The organism is Aquimarina pacifica, from assembly GCF_000520955.1.
GTDB classification, from domain to species: domain Bacteria; phylum Bacteroidota; class Bacteroidia; order Flavobacteriales; family Flavobacteriaceae; genus Aquimarina; species Aquimarina pacifica.
Map to the genome: position 1 here is coordinate 17,634 of NZ_JACC01000015.1, position 22,467 is coordinate 40,100.

23 protein-coding genes and 1 other RNA gene are annotated in these 22,467 nt (G+C 32.6%); 8 read left to right on the top strand and 16 right to left on the bottom strand.

Annotated features, from left to right (window positions below):
* Positions 1-38: 38 nt before the first annotated feature.
* Positions 39-1,058, top strand: coding sequence for a threonine aldolase family protein (locus DZ60_RS0110535; RefSeq protein WP_025742038.1), 1,020 nt, complete (start codon positions 39-41; stop codon positions 1,056-1,058).
* Positions 1,059-1,181: 123 nt separating this feature from the next.
* Here DZ60_RS0110535 and DZ60_RS0110540 read toward each other — a convergent pair whose 3' ends face one another.
* Both DZ60_RS0110540 and DZ60_RS0110545 read right to left on the bottom strand, forming a co-directional pair.
* Positions 1,182-2,981 carry a cytochrome-c peroxidase gene (locus DZ60_RS0110540; RefSeq protein WP_025742039.1) on the bottom strand — a complete coding sequence of 600 codons (1,800 nt, stop codon included), beginning with the start codon at positions 2,979-2,981 and terminating at the stop codon, positions 1,182-1,184.
* Between the two features lie 2 nt (positions 2,982-2,983).
* Complete coding sequence (locus tag DZ60_RS0110545) at positions 2,984-4,564, bottom strand: PhoX family protein (protein WP_025742040.1); 1,581 nt, start codon at positions 4,562-4,564, stop codon at positions 2,984-2,986.
* 340 nt (positions 4,565-4,904) lie between these two features.
* Between DZ60_RS0110545 and DZ60_RS0110550 the strand changes: the two genes are divergently transcribed.
* Positions 4,905-5,222, top strand: a complete 318-nt coding sequence (locus tag DZ60_RS0110550) for a hypothetical protein (protein ID WP_025742041.1) — start codon at positions 4,905-4,907, stop codon at positions 5,220-5,222.
* 151 nt (positions 5,223-5,373) lie between these two features.
* On the opposite strand, the gene DZ60_RS0110555 is transcribed toward DZ60_RS0110550, so the two are convergent.
* From DZ60_RS0110555 to DZ60_RS0110565, 3 genes are read right to left on the bottom strand one after another with little or no spacing between them, the layout of a single operon-like run.
* A complete protein-coding gene (locus DZ60_RS0110555; RefSeq protein WP_025742042.1) occupies positions 5,374-6,150 on the bottom strand; it encodes a TIGR02757 family protein in 777 nt (258 codons plus the stop codon).
* An 8-nt stretch (positions 6,151-6,158) separates the two neighbouring features.
* Positions 6,159-6,566, bottom strand: coding sequence for a GNAT family N-acetyltransferase (locus tag DZ60_RS0110560; protein WP_025742043.1), 408 nt, complete (start codon positions 6,564-6,566; stop codon positions 6,159-6,161).
* A 9-nt stretch (positions 6,567-6,575) separates the two neighbouring features.
* The gene (locus tag DZ60_RS0110565) at positions 6,576-7,238 is read right to left on the bottom strand and encodes an ABC transporter ATP-binding protein (RefSeq protein WP_025742044.1); all 663 of its coding nucleotides are present in this window, start codon (positions 7,236-7,238) and stop codon (positions 6,576-6,578) included.
* 340 nt (positions 7,239-7,578) lie between these two features.
* Here DZ60_RS0110565 and msrA point away from each other — a divergent pair, with 340 nt between their 5' ends.
* The 3 genes from msrA to DZ60_RS0110580 all read left to right on the top strand — a co-directional run bounded on the left by msrA (position 7,579) and on the right by DZ60_RS0110580 (position 9,106).
* The gene (gene msrA / locus DZ60_RS0110570) at positions 7,579-8,136 is read left to right on the top strand and encodes a peptide-methionine (S)-S-oxide reductase MsrA (RefSeq protein WP_025742045.1); all 558 of its coding nucleotides are present in this window, start codon (positions 7,579-7,581) and stop codon (positions 8,134-8,136) included.
* Between the two features lie 11 nt (positions 8,137-8,147).
* On the top strand, positions 8,148-8,744 hold the full coding sequence (gene folE / locus DZ60_RS0110575) for a GTP cyclohydrolase I FolE (protein WP_025742046.1): 597 nt from the start codon (positions 8,148-8,150) through the stop codon (positions 8,742-8,744).
* A gap of 62 nt (positions 8,745-8,806) precedes the next feature.
* Positions 8,807-9,106, top strand: coding sequence for a hypothetical protein (locus tag DZ60_RS0110580; protein WP_034229418.1), 300 nt, complete (start codon positions 8,807-8,809; stop codon positions 9,104-9,106).
* Here DZ60_RS0110580 and DZ60_RS0110585 read toward each other — a convergent pair.
* From DZ60_RS0110585 to DZ60_RS0110610, 6 genes are all read right to left on the bottom strand, one after another.
* A complete protein-coding gene (locus DZ60_RS0110585) occupies positions 9,103-9,621 on the bottom strand; it encodes a DUF6787 family protein (protein WP_025742048.1) in 519 nt (172 codons plus the stop codon). The two genes, DZ60_RS0110580 and DZ60_RS0110585, sit on opposite strands and share 4 nt — an antisense overlap.
* 359 nt (positions 9,622-9,980) lie before the next feature.
* Positions 9,981-10,403: a DUF6146 family protein gene (locus DZ60_RS0110590; RefSeq protein ID WP_025742049.1), complete on the bottom strand. Its 423-nt coding sequence runs from the start codon at positions 10,401-10,403 to the stop codon at positions 9,981-9,983.
* Between the two features lie 72 nt (positions 10,404-10,475).
* Positions 10,476-11,111 (bottom strand): DUF937 domain-containing protein, encoded by a 636-nt coding sequence (locus DZ60_RS0110595; protein WP_025742050.1) that lies wholly within the window; start codon positions 11,109-11,111, stop codon positions 10,476-10,478.
* A 177-nt stretch (positions 11,112-11,288) separates the two neighbouring features.
* The gene (locus DZ60_RS0110600) at positions 11,289-12,239 is read right to left on the bottom strand and encodes a D-2-hydroxyacid dehydrogenase (protein ID WP_025742051.1); all 951 of its coding nucleotides are present in this window, start codon (positions 12,237-12,239) and stop codon (positions 11,289-11,291) included.
* A gap of 105 nt (positions 12,240-12,344) precedes the next feature.
* Positions 12,345-13,412, bottom strand: coding sequence for a 3-phosphoserine/phosphohydroxythreonine transaminase (serC, locus tag DZ60_RS0110605; RefSeq protein ID WP_025742052.1), 1,068 nt, complete (start codon positions 13,410-13,412; stop codon positions 12,345-12,347).
* A gap of 217 nt (positions 13,413-13,629) precedes the next feature.
* Positions 13,630-14,691, bottom strand: coding sequence for an acyl-CoA reductase (locus tag DZ60_RS0110610; RefSeq protein WP_025742053.1), 1,062 nt, complete (start codon positions 14,689-14,691; stop codon positions 13,630-13,632).
* A gap of 65 nt (positions 14,692-14,756) precedes the next feature.
* Between DZ60_RS0110610 and DZ60_RS0110615 the strand changes: the two genes are divergently transcribed.
* Positions 14,757-15,104 carry a 4Fe-4S dicluster domain-containing protein gene (locus tag DZ60_RS0110615; RefSeq protein WP_025742054.1) on the top strand — a complete coding sequence of 116 codons (348 nt, stop codon included), beginning with the start codon at positions 14,757-14,759 and terminating at the stop codon, positions 15,102-15,104.
* Positions 15,105-15,216: 112 nt separating this feature from the next.
* The gene (locus tag DZ60_RS0110620) at positions 15,217-15,807 is read left to right on the top strand and encodes an outer membrane beta-barrel protein (RefSeq protein ID WP_152537412.1); all 591 of its coding nucleotides are present in this window, start codon (positions 15,217-15,219) and stop codon (positions 15,805-15,807) included.
* Positions 15,808-15,961: 154 nt separating this feature from the next.
* Here the strand turns inward: DZ60_RS0110620 and DZ60_RS0110625 are convergent, their stop codons facing one another.
* The 4 genes from DZ60_RS0110625 to DZ60_RS0110635 all read right to left on the bottom strand — a co-directional run bounded on the left by DZ60_RS0110625 (position 15,962) and on the right by DZ60_RS0110635 (position 20,562).
* Complete coding sequence (locus DZ60_RS0110625) at positions 15,962-16,333, bottom strand: hypothetical protein (protein WP_025742056.1); 372 nt, start codon at positions 16,331-16,333, stop codon at positions 15,962-15,964.
* 542 nt (positions 16,334-16,875) lie between these two features.
* Positions 16,876-17,457, bottom strand: coding sequence for a tRNA-(ms[2]io[6]A)-hydroxylase (gene miaE, locus DZ60_RS0110630; protein ID WP_025742057.1), 582 nt, complete (start codon positions 17,455-17,457; stop codon positions 16,876-16,878).
* 286 nt (positions 17,458-17,743) lie between these two features.
* A complete protein-coding gene (locus DZ60_RS24880) occupies positions 17,744-17,935 on the bottom strand; it encodes a hypothetical protein (RefSeq protein ID WP_152537413.1) in 192 nt (63 codons plus the stop codon).
* Between the two features lie 839 nt (positions 17,936-18,774).
* On the bottom strand, positions 18,775-20,562 hold the full coding sequence (locus DZ60_RS0110635) for a DNA polymerase III subunit gamma/tau (protein ID WP_025742058.1): 1,788 nt from the start codon (positions 20,560-20,562) through the stop codon (positions 18,775-18,777).
* 128 nt (positions 20,563-20,690) lie between these two features.
* Between DZ60_RS0110635 and rnpB the strand changes: the two genes are divergently transcribed.
* An RNA gene (gene rnpB, locus DZ60_RS24220) (RNase P RNA component class A) lies at positions 20,691-21,006 on the top strand.
* A gap of 26 nt (positions 21,007-21,032) precedes the next feature.
* Here rnpB and DZ60_RS0110640 read toward each other — a convergent pair.
* Positions 21,033-22,322: a hypothetical protein gene (locus tag DZ60_RS0110640; RefSeq protein ID WP_025742059.1), complete on the bottom strand. Its 1,290-nt coding sequence runs from the start codon at positions 22,320-22,322 to the stop codon at positions 21,033-21,035.
* Between the last annotated feature and the right edge of the window lie 145 nt (positions 22,323-22,467).

The following is a 22,467-nucleotide window of genomic DNA, read 5'->3' on the forward strand; positions in this document are numbered from 1 at the left end:
TAAACATAGGTATACATAGTATGAATAAAGATATTAAAATGAGAATTGATTTACGAAGTGATACGATTACAAGACCTACTCAAGAAATGTTAGAAGCTATGATGCAGGCAGAAGTAGGAGATGATGTATATAAAGAAGACCCTTCTGTAAATGCCTTAGAAGAAAAAGTTGCCAACATGTTTGGTAAAGATCAGGCTTTATTTTTTCCTTCGGGTAGTATGGCTAATCAAACGGCTATTAAGTTACATACGCATCCTGGAGAACAGTTGATAGCTGATCAGTATGCTCATGTATACAACTACGAAGGGGGAGGAGTTTCTTTTAATAGTGGTGTATCGTGTAAACTTCTATCTGGTCATAGAGGAATGATAACAGCAGATCAAGTGTTATCAGCAATAAATCCACCTGATTTTTACCATAGTGCGCTAACAAGTCTGGTGTGTATAGAAAATACCACAAACAAAGGAGGAGGAGCCTGTTATGATTTTGAAGAAATTAAAAATATAAAACAAGTGTGTCAAGAACATAATCTGGGATATCATTTAGATGGTGCTAGATTATGGAACGCTCTGGTTGCAAAAAATGAAGAAGCTATAGAATACGGTAAAGTATTTGATACAATTTCGGTATGTCTAAGTAAGGGTTTAGGTGCTCCTGTTGGATCCTTATTAGTAGGAGATAATGAAATTATGAACGATGCTATTCGAGTGCGAAAGACATTAGGTGGTGCGATGCGACAAGTAGGGTATTTGGCAGCTGCAGGGATATACGCCCTTGATCATAATTACGATAGATTAGAAGAAGATCATAAAAAAGCAAAAGAACTGGGTGCTGTACTTATGGATTTATCATTTGTAAAAAAGGTAGAACCAATAGAAACGAATATTATCATATTTACGATCGATGAAGATGCAGATAATTTTATTTCTTTAATGGCAAAAAAAGATATACATTTCTATGGCATGGGACAAGGAAAATTAAGATTTGTAACACATTTGGATTATACCCAACAAAAGCATGAATATTTTTTAGAAGAATTAATGTCTTTCACTTTTTAAAATTCTAGTTCTATGATGCTTTAAAAAACGTAAAAATACTATACGGTGTATATCATTTAACACCGTATAGTATTTTTAATTATACTCTCAAGTATGATCTACCACTTAATCTTTTAACATAAGTCAATACGCTTCATCAGTAAGTGTTTCCATAAATGCAATTATTGCATTAATTTCTTCTTTAGAGAGTTCTAGATTATCAAATGGCAATGTTTGATATTCATTCTCTAATCCTAATCCTGCTCCACCGCCTTTGTTATAAAAATTCATTACCTCTTCTAGGGTGTTGTAGACACCATTATGCATATAAGGAGCGGTTTTTGCTATATTTCGAACTGTTGGTGTTTTAAAGAAATGTTTTCTCTCTGGTGTTTTAAATAAACTATAGCGTCCTAAATCAGGAGAAATTTTTGGGTTGATCGTATCTTTTGTCTCGGGTACACCAATAAATTCTAATTCTGTGTCTTTATAGTTAGGAGGAACTGTACCGTTAAAAATGGGAGCAAAATGGCATGTGGCGCACATGGCTTTACCAGCAAATAGATTAAAACCAAGTTGTTCTTCGGTAGTTAAGGTTTGTTCTTCTCCTCTTATGTTTTTATCAAACTTAGAAGTAAAAGTATTTAAAGTTCTAATGTAGGATGCCATTGCATGACGAATATTAAAATCAACCCTCTTATTCTTATATAAAGTTGTGATTTTTTCTTTGTAATTTTCATTTTTCATTAATCGGTCGATTATAGAATCCATAGAGATATTGAACTCATTATGGTTTTTTACAACTCCGATGATTTGTCCTTCTAAGCTACCCGCTCTTGCATCCATAAAAAAAGCTTTTTGATACGCACTGTAGGTAATAGTAGGTGTATTTCTTGTCTGATGTTTATCAAATGTTTTTTTTTCATCTGTAAACGCAGCCTCTTTAATATGGCAAGTTGCACAGGCCATATTGTAATCTTTAGATAATGAAGTATCATTAAATAAGGCCTTACCTAAAGAAACTTTTGCTTCTATTTGAGTAGTATCAGCCAAATGATCTGAAAAATAATTGAGATTAATAGTTTCTTTTGTAAAAAGAGAGGTAAGGTCATTAGATAAAGCCATTTCAAAGGGAAAAGTTACCTTCCAGTCTTTCTGAACTTCTACTAACTTCTCTAACTGAGGATGGATATGATTTTTAATAAAACTATATCTATCAAAAGTGTCAAAATCATGGTCTAATGCTTTTTGAGCATTTTTTATTGCTGTGATAAAATCATTAAATACTTCTTTAGAAGTGAACCTATTCTCATTTATTTTTAGAATATCAATAAGTGTTTCATAAGTATAACTACTTTCTAATAAAGACTGCCCCAAAACTGGAGAATCAAAACCTGTTATTCCTGTGGTTGCTATCCTTACAATTTGATCTCTAAGCAACCATATAGTATGATAGTCTTTTAATTGTAATTGTAGGTTTTTCTTAATTAGTTCTAGTCTTCTACTAGTTACACGTATTGTGTGTTCTAGAGCTAATGTATCCAAAGTATCTTCATAAAGTGTCTCTTCTATCACTTGAAAACCAATAGGATTTAATACTTTGGTATCAAAGCTTATTTCTCCTTTTACAATTATGATGTTTGGTGCATTTAATGACTTGTAATTACCTTTATCTGTATAGGCCAAAATAGGCTCTAATAGTTTAAAGTTCTTTCTGGCTAAAACGTAATGTTTTTTTTGTTCTGCTCTTGATTTTCCTTCTATACTATCTAAATATTTAATGGCATTTGTTAAATATCTTGTATATAGATTTTCTATCTTTTTTACAGGGTTATTTATTGATTTGTATACGTTTTTGTCTTCTTTTTTATTGCAAGCTAATACTAAAAGCAAAAGACATACACAGAGGTATGTCTTAGCTTGACTAATGTTTTTTTGAGTCATTTTTATCTTTCTAATCCTGTAACAATATGTAAAACTGAACCTTCATTTCTGTATGGTGTACTAATAGCTTTCGGATCTGTATAGGATGTTCCGTCAGCGGGTTCCCATTTATGATTTTGCGTCATTACTAAGAAAGTATTTTTACCATTATTTACAATATCAGTTACATCAATCATTCCTGTAATTTCCCATCTACTAGAAGCAGATCCATATCCTTTTGTCTCAGCAGTTACTTGATCACACTCAGCCACTACTTTTAACTCTCCTGAGTTTAGATTATATTGATATAACCTAGCATAGTGTACTTTACTACCTGTACCCGTGATAGCTGGATCTTCTTGAAGATATGCGTAGTTTTCTGTAACTAAAATATTATCTGGTGAAAGAAATTCTTCGGCAGTTCCTCCTTCAACATCACCATCTAGCACGCATGTAATTTTTGCGGCCCCAGTAGGATCTGTGTCATTTAGAGTTACTTTGTAAATACGTCCAGAAATTGTTCCTTTTCCATATAAGTCTGGTTTGTCCCGACCTGTTACTGCAAAATATACTTCTCTGTTATTGGAAGCAGAACCTCTTCTCCAATCGATATCTTCTAAGCGAGAGAATCCCATAAGTCCTTTTGCTTTGCACTCTGCATCCAGTGCAGTGATTTCTGTTTCTTCCAATTCAACAAACTCAGCATCATACTCAACACCTTCTTCCATATCAACTTCGTAATCAATACCTGTTGAGGTTACTTTTAATCCGTATAAAGCACCTCCGGATAAGTCTCCTTGGTTTCCAACATACATTCCTAATTGTCCCGAAGGAATATCATCTTCACCTTGATCATCTCCTATAAAAACAACTGTCTTTCCTGCATACGCATTTTGATTTAGTGCTACTGCATTTTCGGTTACCCATTGCCCTAAAGCAGGTAACATTTCTGCTGTTCCGGCATTAGTTGCGTCTTTGTATGGATCTGTTACAAAAACTCCTTGTGATGAACCGCCCCATTCTCCGCCAGAAAGGTATAATGGTCCAAAACCATGTTCTTCTGGGGTAATCATTGAACCAGAACACTGAGCAGTATATGCAGTTGCTTCTGCATTTAGAATATACTCTCCATATATTGGTCTTAAATCTTTGTTTAATTTAATTCTAGCGATAGAGAAGTCAGCTTCAATATTATTAATTAATGTAAAAGTCCCATCCGTTTCGGCTAATAAACCTGCTCCATCCGCCATAGAACCATATACAAAATCTGGTGAATTAGGAATTACATCTTCAGAAGATAGAATTGGGTTAATTTTTAAATTCGAAAACTCAGTTGTTACTTTCAAAAAGTTAGGAGTCTTAGAAGATGCTAAAAATATGTTAGTATCCATACCATCTACTCCATCAGCTCCATCCTCTCCATCAGCACCGTCTGCGCCATCCTCACCATCTTCTCCATCAGAACCATCTTGTCCATCAACCCCATCAACACCATTTTGACCATCTAGTCCGTCTAAAGCATCATCCGAATTACAACTGGCAAGAAATACCCCAGTCGAAAGGATTATGCAAAGCCCAAAAAATAATTTGTTAAGTGTGTTCATTTTTACTGTTTTAGTTTAATTAGTTTACGTTACAAAAGTAAACACAGTAAATTGCCATTATTTTATGTAGATGTTTTATGTTTATTAATGAAACATCATCTAAATGTTTCGAATGTAAAGTAAGTATTATTGCTTGTATTTATTATAAATAAGGCAGAGTATGGGGATAGTAATTATTCATTTTTTAATATTTAGAGAAGGGAGTGTTTTCTGTTTTTAAAAGGTATATTGAATACGATCTAAATAAACATATGTGTATTTTTATACTCTAAATAAAAAAAGATATTTGTGATATAGTGAGTCAAACTATTTTTGGACCAAAGAATTAATCGAAAAATTAATGTCAAATAAATATACCAGAAAACATTTTAATTTTATATTACAATCTTTGTTAAGTGCTATACTCTTGTATGCCTTAACGGGCTTTATATTGGCATTTATAGTTGTTACTTTCTTTGGGAGTGAACATCCTCATAATATCGATGGGATATTGTATTTTATCATTCCTATATTATATGGTAATATTGGTATTGTACTAGGAATCATCTTTTCGTTAATTTATATAAGTAATTGTTCCTTTAGTAAGGTTGTTAAGTATTTACTTTTAGGTCTTTTATTATTGGTTTTGTTATCTATGCTTTTTTTCTTTATTCAATAGATAGAAGTAGGATATGGTTAGTGATTTTGTTTTTAGATTCGGATACCTAAAAGATTCTTTTAAAAGTAATAACCTTGTTTTACAAAACGCAGTTTTAATATTGTTAAGAATGATTTATAAGACATCACGTAGTGTTTGGTTTATGTTCCAATTAAAATTTTTCAAAAACTCCTAAACCGAACAATGCATAATCATACTTGACAGGGTCAATAGGATCTAGATCCCTTAGTTGTTGGTCCAGTTCTGATAGTGCCTTAGCATCATTTTGTTTTCTTTGAAGAAGTCCTAGTTTACGTGCAACATTACCAGAATGAACATCTAGAGGGCAAGATAATTGACTAGGAGAAAGTGTTGTCCAAATCCCAAAGTCAACCCCGGCGTTAGCATCTCTTATCATCCATCGCAAAAACATATTAATACGCTTGGCAGCAGAATTTTTAAGAGGGTCACTGATATGTTTTTCTGTTCTTACTAAATGAGGTAGGGTAAAGAACTCTTTTTTGAAATGGTGAATGGCTGCCTGTAGATTATTTTCTTTATTAAAAGGAGTATAAAGTGATTCTAGATCATTATACTTGGTATATATGTTATGTAAAGCCTTTATGAAATAGGTTACATCTTTGCTGTTGAATGTTCGATGAACAAAACTGTCAAAATGTTCAAGATCTTTTTGTGTATGATTCATTACAAAGTCATGGGGGCTATTTTCTAGCAAGGCCATAAGCTTGTTGGCATTAGTCAGAATGCTTTTACGATTTCCCCAAGAAATTGTAGCGGTCAGAAAACCTGCGATCTCAATGTCTTCCTTGGCCGTATACAGATGAGGTATTTGTATGGGGTCAGTTTCTATGAATTTAGGTTGTTCATAGTATGCTGCTTTTTCATCAAGAAAACTCTTGAGTTCAGTTATAGGGACATTTTTGGTCATTATTAATTTTAATGTTCGTTTCCCTTGTAAATCCACATCGATTTGGTTTCTCCCGCAATTTCGAAACCATTTTTTTTGTAAAAATCTATTGCTTTTCCATCCGCACAAAGCATTTGCATGTGAAAACCACTGTATTTTTCTTGCATTTTAGCGAGTATTTTTTGTCCTATACCTTTTCCTTGATATTTGGGGTCAATTAATAAGTGAGGGTAATATACTACTAAATGTCCATCAGAAATCGCATTGCCGATTCCTACTAGTTTCTTTTCATCCCATGCACTAACAAGTGAATGGGAATTTATGAGTCCCCTATATAGTTCTGCAGGTTTGTTAGCAGAACTCCATCCATTAGTTTTATATAGGTGTAAAATATCATTGAGATTTATTACTCTGGTTTCTAAAATTTTGATATTCATTTTTATAATTTAACCTACAATTTTTCCGTCTACCATTATTAATTTTCGATCGGCCATATCTGCCAACTCTTTATTATGTGTAACAATTACAAAGGTCTGCCCAAATTGGTCTCTTAGCTTAAAGAATAGCTGATGTAAGTTTTCGGCGGCCTCGCTATCTAAGTTACCAGAGGGTTCATCTGCAAAAATTACCTTAGGGTTGTTGATTAATGCTCTTGCTACTGCTACACGTTGTTGCTCACCCCCAGAGAGCTCATTGGGTTTATGATTAATTCGATGCGAAAGTCCAAGAAAATCCAAAAGCTCTTTCGCTCTTTTTTCAGCCTCATTTTTTGGAGTTTTTTTTATGTATGATGGGATACATACATTTTCTAATGCTGTAAATTCGGGTAACAATTGATGAAATTGAAATATAAAACCTAGTTGTTCATTTCTAAACTTAGAAAGTTGTTTCTGAGATAATGAATTAATATTAGTCTCATTGATAAGCAAGTTTCCTTTTTGATCTTGATTAACACGGTCTAATGTTCCCAGAATTTGAAGCAGCGTCGTCTTACCTGCTCCAGATGCACCTACAATAGAAACTATTTCTCCTTGTTTAATATGAAGGTCTACACCTTTAAGAACATGAAGTTCTCCGTAGTTTTTATGAATGTTATTTGCTTTAATCATTGTCTGCGGTTTATACTGCCATTTTAAATGATTATTGATAGTCTGCAGTATCCGTTAATTCTAATAAGAAGTGAAAGTAATCAATCTCATGAGAATCCCCAAAAGTATCCATTAGAAGAATAGTTTAACTGCATTATATTTTTAGAAAAACTACTTTAATAATCGTTGATAAAGTACTTTGTTTAAATTGGCTTTAATTAAAATAGATGAATATAATTACAGAGTGTTCAATATTATCTGCCAACTAAATAGTTATGAAATAGTCTAGAGTCTAAAAATAAGAATTGAAAGAAATAATGGGATAATATGTGTATTTTCGTTTAAAATTTTGAAGATACTCATGACTAAAGAAGAGAATAATTTTGACCTTGCTGTTTTTGCTGGTGGATGTTTCTGGTGTACAGAAGCAGTTTTTCAGAGAATAGAAGGAGTTAAAAAAGTGGTTTCTGGTTATACAGGAGGAACCATAAAAAACCCTGCGTATAGAGAAATTACAACAGGTAGAACAGGTCATGCAGAAGCAATTAAAATTGAATTTGATAGTACTAAGGTTACTTTTGAAGAACTTCTTCAGATATTTTTTGCCACTCATGATCCTACTACATTAAATCAGCAGGGGGCTGATCGTGGAACACAGTATCGAAGTGCTATATTCTATATCAATCAAACACAGAGGGAGATTGCCCAAGAAACTATTATTAATTTGGATAAAGAATCTATTTTTGATGCCCCTATTGTCACAGAGCTTACAGAATTAGGGCCGTTTTATAATGCAGAAGAATATCATCAAAATTATTACAACCAGAATAGTGAACAGGGGTATTGTCAATTTGTGATAAATCCAAAACTTACTAAATTATATAGTATCTTTAAAAATAAATTGAAAAAAGAAAAATAGAAGTAATTACCATGCCTTATAAAAATTTTGAAGAGTATAATATTGAAGTTACCGAAGATATAAAAGACAAATTTGAATCTATTATAGAAGATCTCGGAGAGGATGTGAATAGAGAGGGTATTCTTAAGACTCCCGAAAGGGCGGCAAAGGCAATGCAGTTTCTAACTCAAGGATATCATCAGAATCCAGAAGATATACTCAAAGGCGCGATGTTTAAGGAGGAATATGATGATATGGTAATTGTAAAAGATATTGAGCTTTACTCTTTGTGCGAGCATCATATGTTACCTTTTTTTGGTAAAGCTCATATAGCCTATATACCAAATGGTCATATTGTCGGGTTGAGTAAAATACCACGTATAGTTGACGTATTTGCAAGACGTTTACAGGTTCAAGAACGATTAACACATGATATATTAGAGTGTATCAACAATACACTAAAACCCAAAGGAGTTGCTGTTGTGATAGAAGCCTCTCATATGTGTATGATGATGCGCGGTGTACAAAAACAGAACTCGGTGACTACTACTTCTGGTTTTAGAGGACAATTTGAAAAAATTGAAACACGAACAGAATTCTTAAGATTAATCAGTTCTGATTTAGGATAATTTTTTTGGAATACTCTTTGCTCTATTTGTTTTATATTAATTTATTAAACTAAATAATAAACATGGTAAAAGATAAATACAAAAAACTTGCATTAAGTTTATTCTTTGATGCGTTGGGAATGGTTACTTTTATAATTCCTGGAGTTGGTGAATTCGCTGACATTGTATGGGCTCCTTTGGCTGCATGGCTAATGACTAGAATGTATAAGGGTAACGTGGGTAAAGCAGCAGGAGTTTTTACTCTAATAGAAGAGGCACTGCCAGGTATGGATGTTATACCAACATTTACAATAATGTGGTTATATACTCATGTATTTAAAAAAGAAAAGGTAGAAGAAATTATTGATGTAGATATTTCCTAATCTTTAAAAAAACGAGCAAATCCTAATCTGCTTAACATTTTTTTTTCAAAAGTCCAGAAAAACTTGAATTGCCCAAAAAGCCATCCGACAAAAACTAATAGTACCTGATAAATTGGGAATATTAGTAAAATACGTAGAGGCCAATATAACCATCCGCTGGTAGTTTCTTGGGATAATCCAATAAAATGTATAATAGGATCAGAAATTCTTGCTGATGTAGATCCTGTTATAGCAAAAACTATAAATATTGCAATTAACTCCCAACGATAGGTGACTTCCCAGCGAGATTCTAATTTTCCGAAAATTTTCAATGTGATAAACAGGAAAAAAACGGTAAAAAGAGAAGTTAAAAATAATAATACAGAAGAATTAATGATTTCATTTTCTATTAAAAAATGTTTAGAGATACTTTTACCTATTAAGTAAGAAGAGATAACTAAACCTATGATACCTAGAGCAGGGAAAACAAGTTGCCAATTTTGTTTTATTTCCCATTTGTTTTTAAAACTTTCCATAGACTTATGTTGTATAACATAGGAATTTCAAAAAATATACTGACAATTCCTTTTTTATTTTGAGACTTATTAGGAGGTAAAATTAATGAAAATAAGAAATTGAGAAAGGATCTTTGTTGAAATTATTTAATTATCTCAATCTTCAACTTCTTAAAATACGTTATATTTTTTAGAAATTTGGGTGTAAATGAGTGGGGGAGTGTAATGAAAGGCACTAATAGTTAAACCACGAATTTAATAATGATGATACTACGGGAGACTATTTATATGGTTATAATTAGTGGGTAAAAGGTGATTTGTTTAATCGTTTTTGGCGATATATAAATACCCTATGAAAATATTTTGTTCTTCAAAATTTATTATCCTCTGGTTGCAAGAAAACGCTGTCTATAGCGCTGTTCTAAAAACAAAAAGTAATTGTATAGAAGATAGTTCACCTCATACCCGTATCGTATATTTCGTTGATAATTAATTTCTTGTAGATAGAGGTTTGGATCAAATTGTTGAGGTAGTCCAACTCGTTGATTATATTCCGTTACATATTGTCTATTACGGATTTCTAGAAACTGCTCAGCATAATATCCTCTTGGTCGCTGTGTAACTAACCAAGAATTAAAGCCTGGTTCAAAAATAATTACTTCATATTCTAGGCTATCATTAGCAATTCTTATTGTATCAGAAGAAGTTGCATGAGAAGTTATTTTTTTGTTTGGGATATTGTTTGTGGATGCACAGCTTACTATAAATGAAAGTATAACAACTATGTAGATGTAATTTTTCATAAACGTATTTTTTTTAAAATACAAAAAAGCCGAAGAACTGTCTTCGGCTTTAACTATTTTTTAAATATTTTCTTATTTTCCGAAGAGGCCACCTAATAATCCACCTAGTCCGCTTTTTTTACCGCTACCACTAAGTAACATCCCGGCAACATCATCGATAATACTTCCGTCTCCATCAGAATCTAAGAATGATTCAATCAGCGATTGTTGTTTAGAACCTGTTCCTCCGCCTAACATTCCGCCAAGTAAACTGCTTAATCCATTAGCATCACTCACGTTATTTTGAGAAGCTTGTTTACCTAAAACACCCATTAATATAGGGGCAGCAACCTTAAGGATATTACCTACAGATCCAGCATCAATTCCTGATTTTTGACTTAAAGCACTTTCTACTGAGGCTTGTTTTCCTCCTAAAATATGACCTAATATACCTGCACCATCATCTGTAACACTTTGGTCTACACCACCTTCAAATAATCCACCAAGGTTATCCAAAATACCGCCGCTGTGATTACCTGACAATGCACTTAATAATCCTGAGGCTCCTTCTGGTGTAGATGCATTTCGTTGCATAGCTCCCATTAAAACAGGCATTGCCATGCTTAATAATCCGCTTGTTTTGTCAGCAGATTGACCCGTTTGTGAGCTTACACCGCTAATAATTTGTTTACCCATTGGGCTATTTAAAAGATCTAAAATTCCAGACATAGTTAATCGTTTTATATGTGAATTTAAAGTTACATTTTTTATCTCTAGAATAGAAAATATGTGGATTTTATTTTGAGATATAATAGATGAAACTCTGTTTTAGTAGGATGAAATGTAAAAAGGGTCATTTTATTATCTAAAACGACCCTTTTTTATGTATGTAAATAATATGATTTTCTATTTCAAAATACTTATTATTTGATCTGCTAATTCTTGACCAATACGATCTTGAGCCTCTCCTGTAGCGGCACCTATATGCGGAGTAAGTGAAACTCTTTTGTTCATTAATACTTGTACAGCTGGTGTTGGTTCACTTTCAAAAACATCAAGTCCTGCAAACGCTAGTTTACCTTTTTCTAACGCATCTATTAGTGCCACTTCATCAATTACACCACCTCGAGCTGCATTTACAATTCCTGCTCCATCTTTCATTTGTTCGATTTCAGGTTTACCGATCACATATTCTTTTTGAGCAGGTACATGAAGTGTAAAGAAGTCTGCATTTTTAAGTACTTCTTCCTTCGAAACGGTCTTTATCTTTACATTTACTGACTGTCCGTCAAAAAACTCTAATGGGATATCTACCTCTTCTATAAAAGGGTCAAAAGCAATTACATTCATTCCTACACCAATTGCAATCTTTGCAGTCGCTTGTCCGATACGTCCAATACCAATAACACCCAGAGTTTTTCCTCTTAATTCTGTACCACCTGCATAGGCTTTTTTCAGGTTTTTAAATTTACTATCACCTTCTAATGGCATGTTACGATTAGAATCATGTAAAAAACGTACACTACCATATAAATGTGCGAATACCAATTCTGCTACAGATCCTGATGAAGCAGCTGGAGTGTTAATTACATGTAATCCTTTTTCACGAGCATAGGCTACATCGATATTATCCATTCCTACGCCACCACGTCCTATAATTTTTAGAGAAGGGCAATTATCAATTATATCAGTTCTTACTTTGGTTGCACTACGAACAAGTAATACTGAAATTTCATTGTTATTAATATAATCAACCAATTGGTCTTGAGCAACTGTGGTTGTCAAAACTTCAAATCCTTCTTTCTGTAAGGCATCAATTCCGCTTTGTGATACTCCGTCGTTTGCTAGTACTTTCATTTCCAAGTTTAATTTTTAACGTTAAGTTTTTTAGTTGGTTTGTCTTAACAATTTTTTGCAATAATTTTTTAAAAAAGCAAAATTTAATGCTAATAGTTTATGATGTTATGCTTTTCTTTCTAGTTCATCCATAACCTCTACAAGAGCAGCTACACTGTCAATAGTCATTGCGTTGTACATACTTGCTCTGTAACCGCCGACACTTCTATGACCATTTACACCATTCATTCCTGCTTCTTTGCACATAGAGTCGAATGTTTCTTTCAGATCTTCATTAACCAATGTAAATGTGGCATTCATATTAGACCTATCTTCTTCTACAGCAAAACCTTTGAATAATGGGTTTACATCTATTTCAGAATATATAAGCTTTGCTTTTTTCTCATTTAGTTCTTCAATAGTTTCAATACCACCATTCTTTTTAAGCCATCTCAAGGTAAGCATAGAAGTATATACTGCAAATACAGGAGGTGTGTTAAACATACTATCTTTACTAGCGTGGATGGAATAATCAAGCATCGAAGGGATTTGACGGTTTACTTTACCAAGGATATCTTCTTTGATAACAACCAAAGTGGTTCCTGCAGGTCCCATATTTTTTTGAGCTCCAGCATATATCAAGCTAAATTTAGAAAAATCAAGTTGTCTTGAAAAAATGTCACTACTCATATCACAAACTAAAGGAGCACTATCTGCAAAAGAAAAGTCTTTAATTTGTGTCCCAAAAATAGTATTGTTGCTTGTGCAGTGTATATAATCTAGATCGCTTGGTACATTAATCCCTTTGGGGATGTAGTTAAAATTAGCATCTTTAGAAGAAGCTATTTCAATTACTTCTCCAAAAAGCTTTGCTTCTTTTATAGCTTTACTACTCCAACTCCCAGTATTTATATATCCGGCTTTGGATTGCAACAAATTATATGCAGCCATAAGAAATTGTGTGCTTGCTCCTCCTTGAAGGAATAAAGCTTTATATCCTTTGCCTTCAAGGCCTAATAATTCTAAAGCTAAACTAGACGCTTCTTCCATTACATTAACAAAATCCTTACTACGATGGGAGATTTCAATAATGGAAAGACCGGAGTTGTTAAAATTTAAAATAGCTTGAGAAGCTTCATTAAATACTTCTTGCGGCAAAATACAGGGTCCAGCGCTAAAATTGTGCTTTTTCATGTGCTAAATGTTTGTTGTTTCTTAATATCCACATTGGAATCTTTAACGATTACAGTTATAAAAATGCAAAATGATAATCGTTTAGGTTTCGTTAGTAGTTTATTATTGTTAATTATGTTTCTTTATGTCTTTTTGTGAAATAATTTAATATATCAGAAAAAACATCACAAAGGTGCTAATAATCTGATACAAATTCATCATCAAAATGATAAATTATTTAAATAATTTTTGTTAAAAAATTAATGGTATCGATGCCATCAGCATAATCCCAAAGCTGTGGTTCTTGTGATTGCCCGAACTCAATGCTTTTAGTAGGTATATTGTGACCTACGATACATTGTATTTTTTCGGTATCGGTTTCTAATTTTTTGTATACTTCATCGAGCGTTTCATAAGTTTCATAAAATAAAGAACCAATAGGAGAGCTGTAGCTTACATCTTCTTTAAGAATTAAAAACCCATTTTCAAATAGTTTAAAATTACTCATCAAATAGACGGCTTTATTGTAATCATAGTTATTTGCATATTTCGCATTATTGATTATTGAATGATATGGGTAAATAGATTCAAAAAAGAAATTGAAATTATAGTCTTTTGGCACCATTATTTTTGAGACACTCCTACAACCCAAACCAAAGTATCTGAAAATGTCTTCACCCAGTAACTTAAGTTGAGACGCCGTTTCTTGACCAGTAAGAATTGCAATAGAATTTCTGTTTTTACGAATTATATTAGGGACTTTACCAAAATAATACTCAAAATATCTTGCAGTGTTATTACTTCCTGTGGCAATTATACCGTCAAAATTTTGCAATCTATCTTCGGTAAAGGTGATACGCTCTTTAAATCTTGGTTCTATAGAGATTAAATAACTTGCCAAAAATGGAAGAAGTTTATTATCACTCGAAGATTGTTTTATTACTACTTTATGCCCAGTAATTAGAGTCGACAAGAAATCATGAAATCCAACCAAAGGAATATTTCCCGCCATAATAATACCAATAGTTTTTGGTTGTACAGTGCCAATGTTATATCTAGATAGCCAGTTTGTTAAATTCTTTTCTGTCAATGCATTTGCCCATTGTTCTATTGCAAAAATAACATTGTCCTCTGTAAACCATCCATTATAGTGCACGGCACTCGTTATTTTGTTCGACATTTCTTCAAAAAAAACGTCATTGCCAATAATGTTGTTAACCTTCTTATTACCAGATGATTTGAATTGGGTTAAGAACTTTCCTAGCTCACAAAAAGCCGTTACTCGATCATTTAATAGCATCTCTTATTTGTTTATCACTAGTTTAGGAGTTATTTTTGTTGTGCAAATTTAGAATAAAAAAAGCTATGGCAATTATAATAACAGATGAATGTATAAATTGTGGTGCATGTGAACCAGAATGCCCTAATACAGCAATTTATGAGGGTGCAGATGATTGGAGATATTCTGATGGTACGGATTTAGAGGGAGATGTAGTTCTGCCTGGAGGTAAAGAAGTGAATGCAGATGAGTCACAAGAACCTGTAAGTGACGAAGTATACTACATAGTTCCGGATAAATGTACAGAATGTAAAGGGTTTCATGAAGAGCCACAATGTGCGGCGGTATGCCCAGTAGATTGTTGTGTTCCTGACGAAGATGTGGTAGAAACAGAAGAATTTTTGTTAGAGAAACAAAGTTTTATGCATAAATAGTTTCTTGTTAAAAAATATTTTTAAAAACCTGTCTTATGGCAGGTTTTTTTGTGGTCCTTTTTTAATTTTAGTAACTTATACCGATTTAACCTCAAATCTAAAATATCTAATTATGAAAAAAACAGTATTCTTAATCTTTTTTGCAGTAATCTCTTTTGCGTCATATGGACAATATCGATGGGAAGTCACCGGTGGAGCCACTTTTTCAAAACTAAACCTTGATAATACTGAAACTACAGCCGGAGCAGGTTTTTTTGTTAATGCGGGTTATGGTTATGTAATGGGTTTTAGGGCCGCGACAAGTATTGTTTTTTCTTTGGACCTACTGCAGCGAACTAGCGAAATAGAAGGTCTAGGGGATGCAGAAACACTTCAGGTTGGTTTTAATCCTAAGTTTAGGTATCTAATGGGGAGTGGTAAAGACAGGTTTAGAGCATTTCTTAATGTTGGACCTTCTTTTAGAGTAAATACAAAATTTGAGATAGCAGGAGAAGAACTCGAAGATGGAGAATTTGAAAATTTAGTTATTGGTGGTGTCTATGGAGCTGGTTTTTCTCAAATGATTGGAGAAATGTTTGATATTATGGCCGAAGTAGGAGTGATGAATGATTTTGTTGATAATATAGTAGATACGAATAGTAAGTTTTTTGATATTTATGCAAGGGTCGGTGTTCGGTTTAGAATATACGATGCTAGAAGATAATTCTAAGTTTTGTGAGCTAGTAGTTTCTTAACAATAATATACTAAAACAGATAAACCCTGATGCAAATCAGGGTTTATCTGTTTTATATCAAATTAGTATAGTCCTCCTCATTCTTTTTATACCACTTGGATGGGATATACTTATCTAACCTTCTTAGTATTCCATTAGAGCATCTCTATACTCTTTTAGGTCCGATATGTTCATTCTGTTGTTAAGTTTCTTGGTAAGTGCAATCATATATTTTAAACTCTCTACAGGATCGCTCGCACCACTATCTTGAGAATCTAATGATGCCTCCTCTTCTTCAACCGGCTCATCATCTGGAATTGGAATCAGAAATGAATCATTTTTTTCAATGTGTTCATAGGTGTATCTAAGTACTTTTACAACAAGAGGGATTTGCTCCTCAAGTGCATATGTTCTTAATTCTTTGATGTCGTCAATTAATGTATCAGAATTGATGCCAGTTTTTTCTAGATCTCCCAGAATTTTGTCGATTAACTTAATTGCTTTTTTATTTTCCAAAAGAGTAAAATTATATGATGATTAAATGCTAATGACTGCAAATTTAATTTTTTCCTCAATTAAGAGAAGTTAATTAGTGATATTTATTTAAAATTTATTCGTTTTTTTTGTTTGCAATATTTTAACACAGACATCTTGTTGTTGTTTAATTTGCTGTTTTTCAGTGAATTATACGTTAAAAAACTCTTAAGTGTTACTATTCCTGCTAAAGTTTGAGGTAAAACCGTAACCGCATATGCTATAAACCTCTTTATCTTTGACAGGTATTCCAATTACAATTTTTCCCTTACTTTTTTTGTTTTCCCCAACACTTACCTCCTTAATCCTAAGGAGGTAAGTTCTTCGTTTACATATAGCTTATCAAAGGGTACCGAGTTAATATTTTAGTTACCAGATGTTATTGAAGTATTTGAATAGTCTATAATTGTACGTTTAAATATATAATTGAATCTTTTTAAAAATAATTTTAATAACTCTGAAAATTAGTAGTTTCTTTGTCTTTTAGAGTTTTATGGTATGTCAAGTGTCATAATATCAACAGGCTATCCATGAATAGTTTCCTTATTTCCCAGGGATTTCATGATCTCTGCCTCGAAAACAAGAAGTTCTTGCCACTTTTTGTCGACTTCTTTACGATCACCATATTGTCTAGCAAAATTTAAAAACATCGTATAGTGGTTCGCCTCACTAACCATAAGGCTTTTATAAAATTCGGCAAGTTCTTTATCCTTTAGCTCTTCAGAAAGTAGTTTAAAACGCTCACAACTTCTTGCTTCTATTAAAGCTGCATATAAAAGTCGATGAACAAGCTGTGTTGTTCTATTTCCTCCTTTAGGGAAAAAAGTAAGTAATTTAATAACATAATCATCTTTTCGATCTCTACCAAGTATATAGCCTCTATCAATAATTTTGTCATGAACCATTTTAAAATGGCTTATTTCTTCTTTTACTAATTTTGTCATTTCCTGAACCAAATCGGTATATTCGGGAAAACTTACAATAAGTGATATAGCCGTAGAGGTTGCTTTTTGTTCACAGTAGGCATGATCTGTAAGAATTTCTTCAATATTTTTTTCAACGATATTTACCCATCTTGGGTCTGTAGGAAGTTTTAGGCCGAGCATAGTCTAATTGTTATAGTATAATTTACTACAAAATTAGATAAAACAATTCGAAAAAGGGGGTAATTGTAAAATGAAGAATATTTTTTGAAAGAAATATGAGGACTTTTACCTCCTCTGATGCGCTCCTTTTTTGGATTTGATTTTAGAAAAAAGTAATCTTAACATCGTAAGTCTTAGCAAATAATTTTGATGGAATTTAGTGGACTTATGAGTATATAAAAAGTTTGTGAAATAGAAGCTGTTTAGATTGATGTAAACAGCTTCTATAATTATAACGGTTTCTTACCTATGACCAAAGGCATATTCCGCTACGCATGCATCGACCGTAATCAGTATAGATTCCGAATTGGTCAGACTGTGTACACTGACTACCATTTTGAGAACAAGTCGGTCTTACGCTCGAAGCACCTTTGATGTCCTCTTTCTGTTGTTTTGATAATGTTTGAACATTATTAATACTTAAAATGTTTTTTAACATGATTGTTTTTTTTGAGTTTGAATTAAGTGAACATTTAAAGACACTCACAATTTGTGTCTACTCTTGCAAGAATGTTTTTTAATCTATTGATAGATACTTATTGTATTCAATGTTGACTATAGGATGTAAATATTCGAGAGGTTAAATAGGCTAAGGAGCTGCTAGTAAATTAAATATTGACAGCTCCTTAAGATTATTTATACTAGTACCAAAGGCAGGATCCATTGCTTAAGCGACGTCCGGCATCACAAATTAGGACTCCAGAATAATACATGCAACACTGGTTTGATGACGTTGAACCAGTAATGTTCTCTTTTTGTTCTTTTGATAATGTTTGAACATTATTTAAATTTAAAATGCTTTTTAACATGATTGTTTTTTTAAAATTTGAATTAGTAGTGAACATTTAAAGACACTCACAATTTGCGTCTACTCTTGCAAGAATGCTTTTTATGTTTTTAGCGTTTTTTTTGGGTTTAATATATTTTTACCGGCATTTTTTAACTTTTTGTTATGAATTTGATAGTTAAAAGTGATTTTTGTTGTAAAAATATTATTTATAGAGTTTATGTGATACACCGTTTTCCGTGAAAAAACTAATCTGGATTGAGTAAAAAAAGATGGTGTTAGGGTATTTTTTTAGATACTAAAAAGCAGACTAAATTAGTATTATCATTGTGTCTTAAGAAGCAAAATGGTTAGAGAATATTGTTCAGATTTTAGAAAAGTTGACTGACTATTGGTGCATTTTCGTTACAATGCATGTTTGTAGTAAATTAAAATAATAGTGAATTGTACTGTGAGTAACTATATAATTTGAAGGAAGTTTTGAATTCAAATTAAATATCTAAATCAAAAGAAGATCGAAGTTTGTCGATAAGAGGGTTTTTTTCTTTTAACTTGTTGTATTTGTCTTGGGGAGTAAATGCGTATTTTTTAGAAGCTTCTTCATTAACTGTAATGTTAATTTCAATACTATAATTTTGCAGTTTTTGATATAGAAATTGTAATAATCCAGATTGAGCAGCTTCAAGGTCTACTTTCATAGATTGATTTGGGAGTTCTAAAGTGATTTTCCCTTCCTGAAGTGTGGGAGTATTCATAGCAAACATCGATCCGATAATACGTTCTCCTTTTTTATCCTGTATTTTCCCATACTCAAGCCACGCCTCTTGCATTTGTACTTCATTAAAGGCTTCTTTAGGAAGATTTTTGGGGTCCACCACGATTTCTTCTTTACGTTCCTGGTGTTCTTTTTTGGCCCGAATGCTGCTTAGAGATAATCCTGAAGTTTTTCTTTGGTTAGCTAGGGTAATAGTTTTTTTCTCTGTCTCTGTTTCTGTTTCTATCTTTGTTACTGTTTTGTCTTCTGCGATAGTAGATGATGACGTTTCATTGACTGGTATTGTTTTTTCCTGAGGTTGTAGAGGAGTTTCAACTTGCTTCTCTTTTTCTATTTTACTAATTGCATTTTCTTTTGACTCAGGAGAAATTTTAATTGGTGTTATTCCTTTTTCAATAAAATATGTCGGAGGAATTATGAATGGTCGGTCATTTTTTTTTTCTCCATCTTGTAGTAAGATAGAGGCGAGTTGCATTAGGCATAATTCGACAAGTAGTCTTTGATTGCGACTTGTTTTGTATTTTAAGTCACAATCGTTTGCGAGTTCTATTCCTTTAATGAGAAAAGCACGTGATGCTTTTTGAGATTGCTCAAAATATTTCTTTTTGGTTTGCTTGCCAACCTCTAGAAGAGATATTGTATCCGGAGTTTTACAAACTAATAAATCTCTAAAATGGGAAGCAAGACCAGCAATAAAATGGTGTCCGTCAAACCCTTGACTTAAAATAGTATTAAATTCTAATAACAGTTGCGGAATATTATTCTCTAAGATTAAATTTGTAGCCTTAAAATAGGTTTCATAATCTAATACATTAAGGTTTTCGGTAACGGCTTGTCTTGTCAGGTTTTTTCCGCTAAAACTTACGACTCTGTCAAAGATAGATAAGGCGTCTCGCATTGCACCATCTGCCTTTTGTGCTATTATATGAAGAGCTTCTTCATCGGCAGTAATTCCTTCTTGTAATGCAACCTTTACAAGATGATTTTTGGCATCTGTAACGGTAATTCGTTTAAAATCGAATATTTGGCATCGGGATAATATTGTAGGTATAATTTTATGTTTCTCGGTGGTTGCAAGAATAAAAATTGCATGTTTTGGCGGTTCTTCTAATGTTTTTAAAAAAGCATTAAAGGCAGCTTGAGATAACATATGGACTTCATCGATAATATACACTTTATATTTCCCAACTTGAGGAGGGATTCGTACCTGATCAATCAGGCTTCTTATATCATCGACAGAATTATTAGAAGCGGCATCTAATTCGAAAATATTAAAGGCAAAGTCTTCATTAGGATCCTCATTACCATCTTGATTAATTTTTTTAGCCAAAATACGGGCGCAAGATGTTTTTCCTACTCCTCTGGGACCTGTGAACAGTAATGCTTGTGCCAAATGATGATTGTCTATGGCATTAAGCAAAGTATTAGTAATAGCCCTTTGACCTACAACATCATCGAATGTTTGAGGTCTGTACTTACGAGCAGATACTATAAAATGTTCCATACCGACGCAAAGTTAAAAATTGCCAAGAAATAATAAGTTAGAGAAACTCTTTTTTATCCTGAGTTATCAACATAAAAAAATATCTCACATTTTAGATTTTAGGTTTTAGAATTGTAATACTTTTGCACAAAGCAGATCACCTTATCGCCGTATACTATTTTAGTATAAGGAGGAAAGTCCGGACACCATAGCGCAGACATAGCGGGTAACGCCCGTCCATCGTAAGATGAGGACAAGTGCAACAGAAAGAATGTACAGATAATGCTGTAGTGAAATCAGGTAAACTCTATGTGGTGCAACGTCATGTATACCAATGCTTGAGGGTTGCGCGCCCGATATTGGAGGGTAGGCGGTTTGAGCTGGTGAGTAATTACTAGTCTAGATAAATGATAAGGATATTCGTTCTACGAGGAAACAGAATCCGGCTTATGATCTGCTTTTTTTAATAAAATACTAGGATTCTTAATGCTTCAAAAGTCAGCAATATTCTCCATAGAATACTTTAGAATTTTATCAAAATTAATATAGTTTTTAATGGCTTCTTCATTTACGTATTCTTGAACCGGGTAGTTCTTCTTTTCATATAATTCAGAGTATTTTCGTATTCTATTATTTAAGATGCGCGCCTCAATTATATCTTTTTCCCAAATTTTTGTTTGGTCTGGTGTCATGATACCTTCCTGTATAGCTTCGTTATGCTTTTTTAGCTTTTGCGTGAGTTTTTCGCATTTTAAAATCATGACTTCATAATCTTGTATAGAGTATGTAGTATTTTCAACAGCATAAGCATCAGATATATTTGCATCTGGTTTTTGGTACTTTTGATTTTTTGCAATCTGGGTTTCAGGAGAAGTATAATCTAATACTTCTAGAAGGTTAGACGCTATATAGTATTGTTCTTTTGTCTTAATATTCGTTATTAAAGTGTTTGCTTTCAGGTTTTTAGTTGTTTCTTTCGGAATCTTGTTCGCTATTATTTCGCTCTTGGATATTAATTCATTTACTTTATACGAACCATAATTTTTTACTAAAACTTCGTAAGTATCTTCCTTTTTAAAAAAACCAGAAAGCTTTATGTTGTTAATTTCTTCACCAAGAATTAGTCTGTTCTTTTCAATTTTTTCTTTTTCTAAATAGTATTCGTATTTATTTTTATGACTTAGTTGTTTTTTTAAGTCTATATGTTCTAACGTTAATTCTGTGTAGTTTATGGTAGGTTTTTTCTGGTTTTTTTTGATTCGAGTAATTACATTCTTTAGGTGTTGGGTAAGGTCATCAATATTCTTAGATAGTAATACAAAATCATTTTCTCTCATAGACTGTATGTCCTGGTCAGCATAAATTAAATCACTAATACCACATTGATTAGCTATTGCTTGAGCGGCAATAAGTTTATTTACTTTAGCGTCATATGGTTTGTCAGAATTAATAAATCTGTTTATATATGCAATAACCTGATTAGTTTGTTGACTTTTTATTACTGCTTTTTGATATTGCTGATACAGAGCTATACTGTCTTGTTTTAGTTTTTTAATACTATTTTCTAAAAGTATATACTCAGGCGTTTTTCTTTTTACTTTTCTATGAATGGTGCTTTGCATCATTTTTTTGTGCACACTAAATGTCTGAGGAGAGTAAACTAAAGTGTTTTGAATAATGTTTTGTGTATGATCTGGATTTAAGACATATACTTTTTGTTGTGCGAAAAGTTGTGCCAGACCAAAAAAACAGAAGATAATGATGATGTCTCTATTTTTCATCTTTTTTAGTTTAAAAATGTTCCGTATTCCCGAGAGGTACTTAGTTTACTAATTCCTATTGACTGACATTAGTAAAGCTAGTATTATAAATACAAATTACTGTAGATTTTTCGGTTTCATAATATTTATTCGATGTATGGCTTTT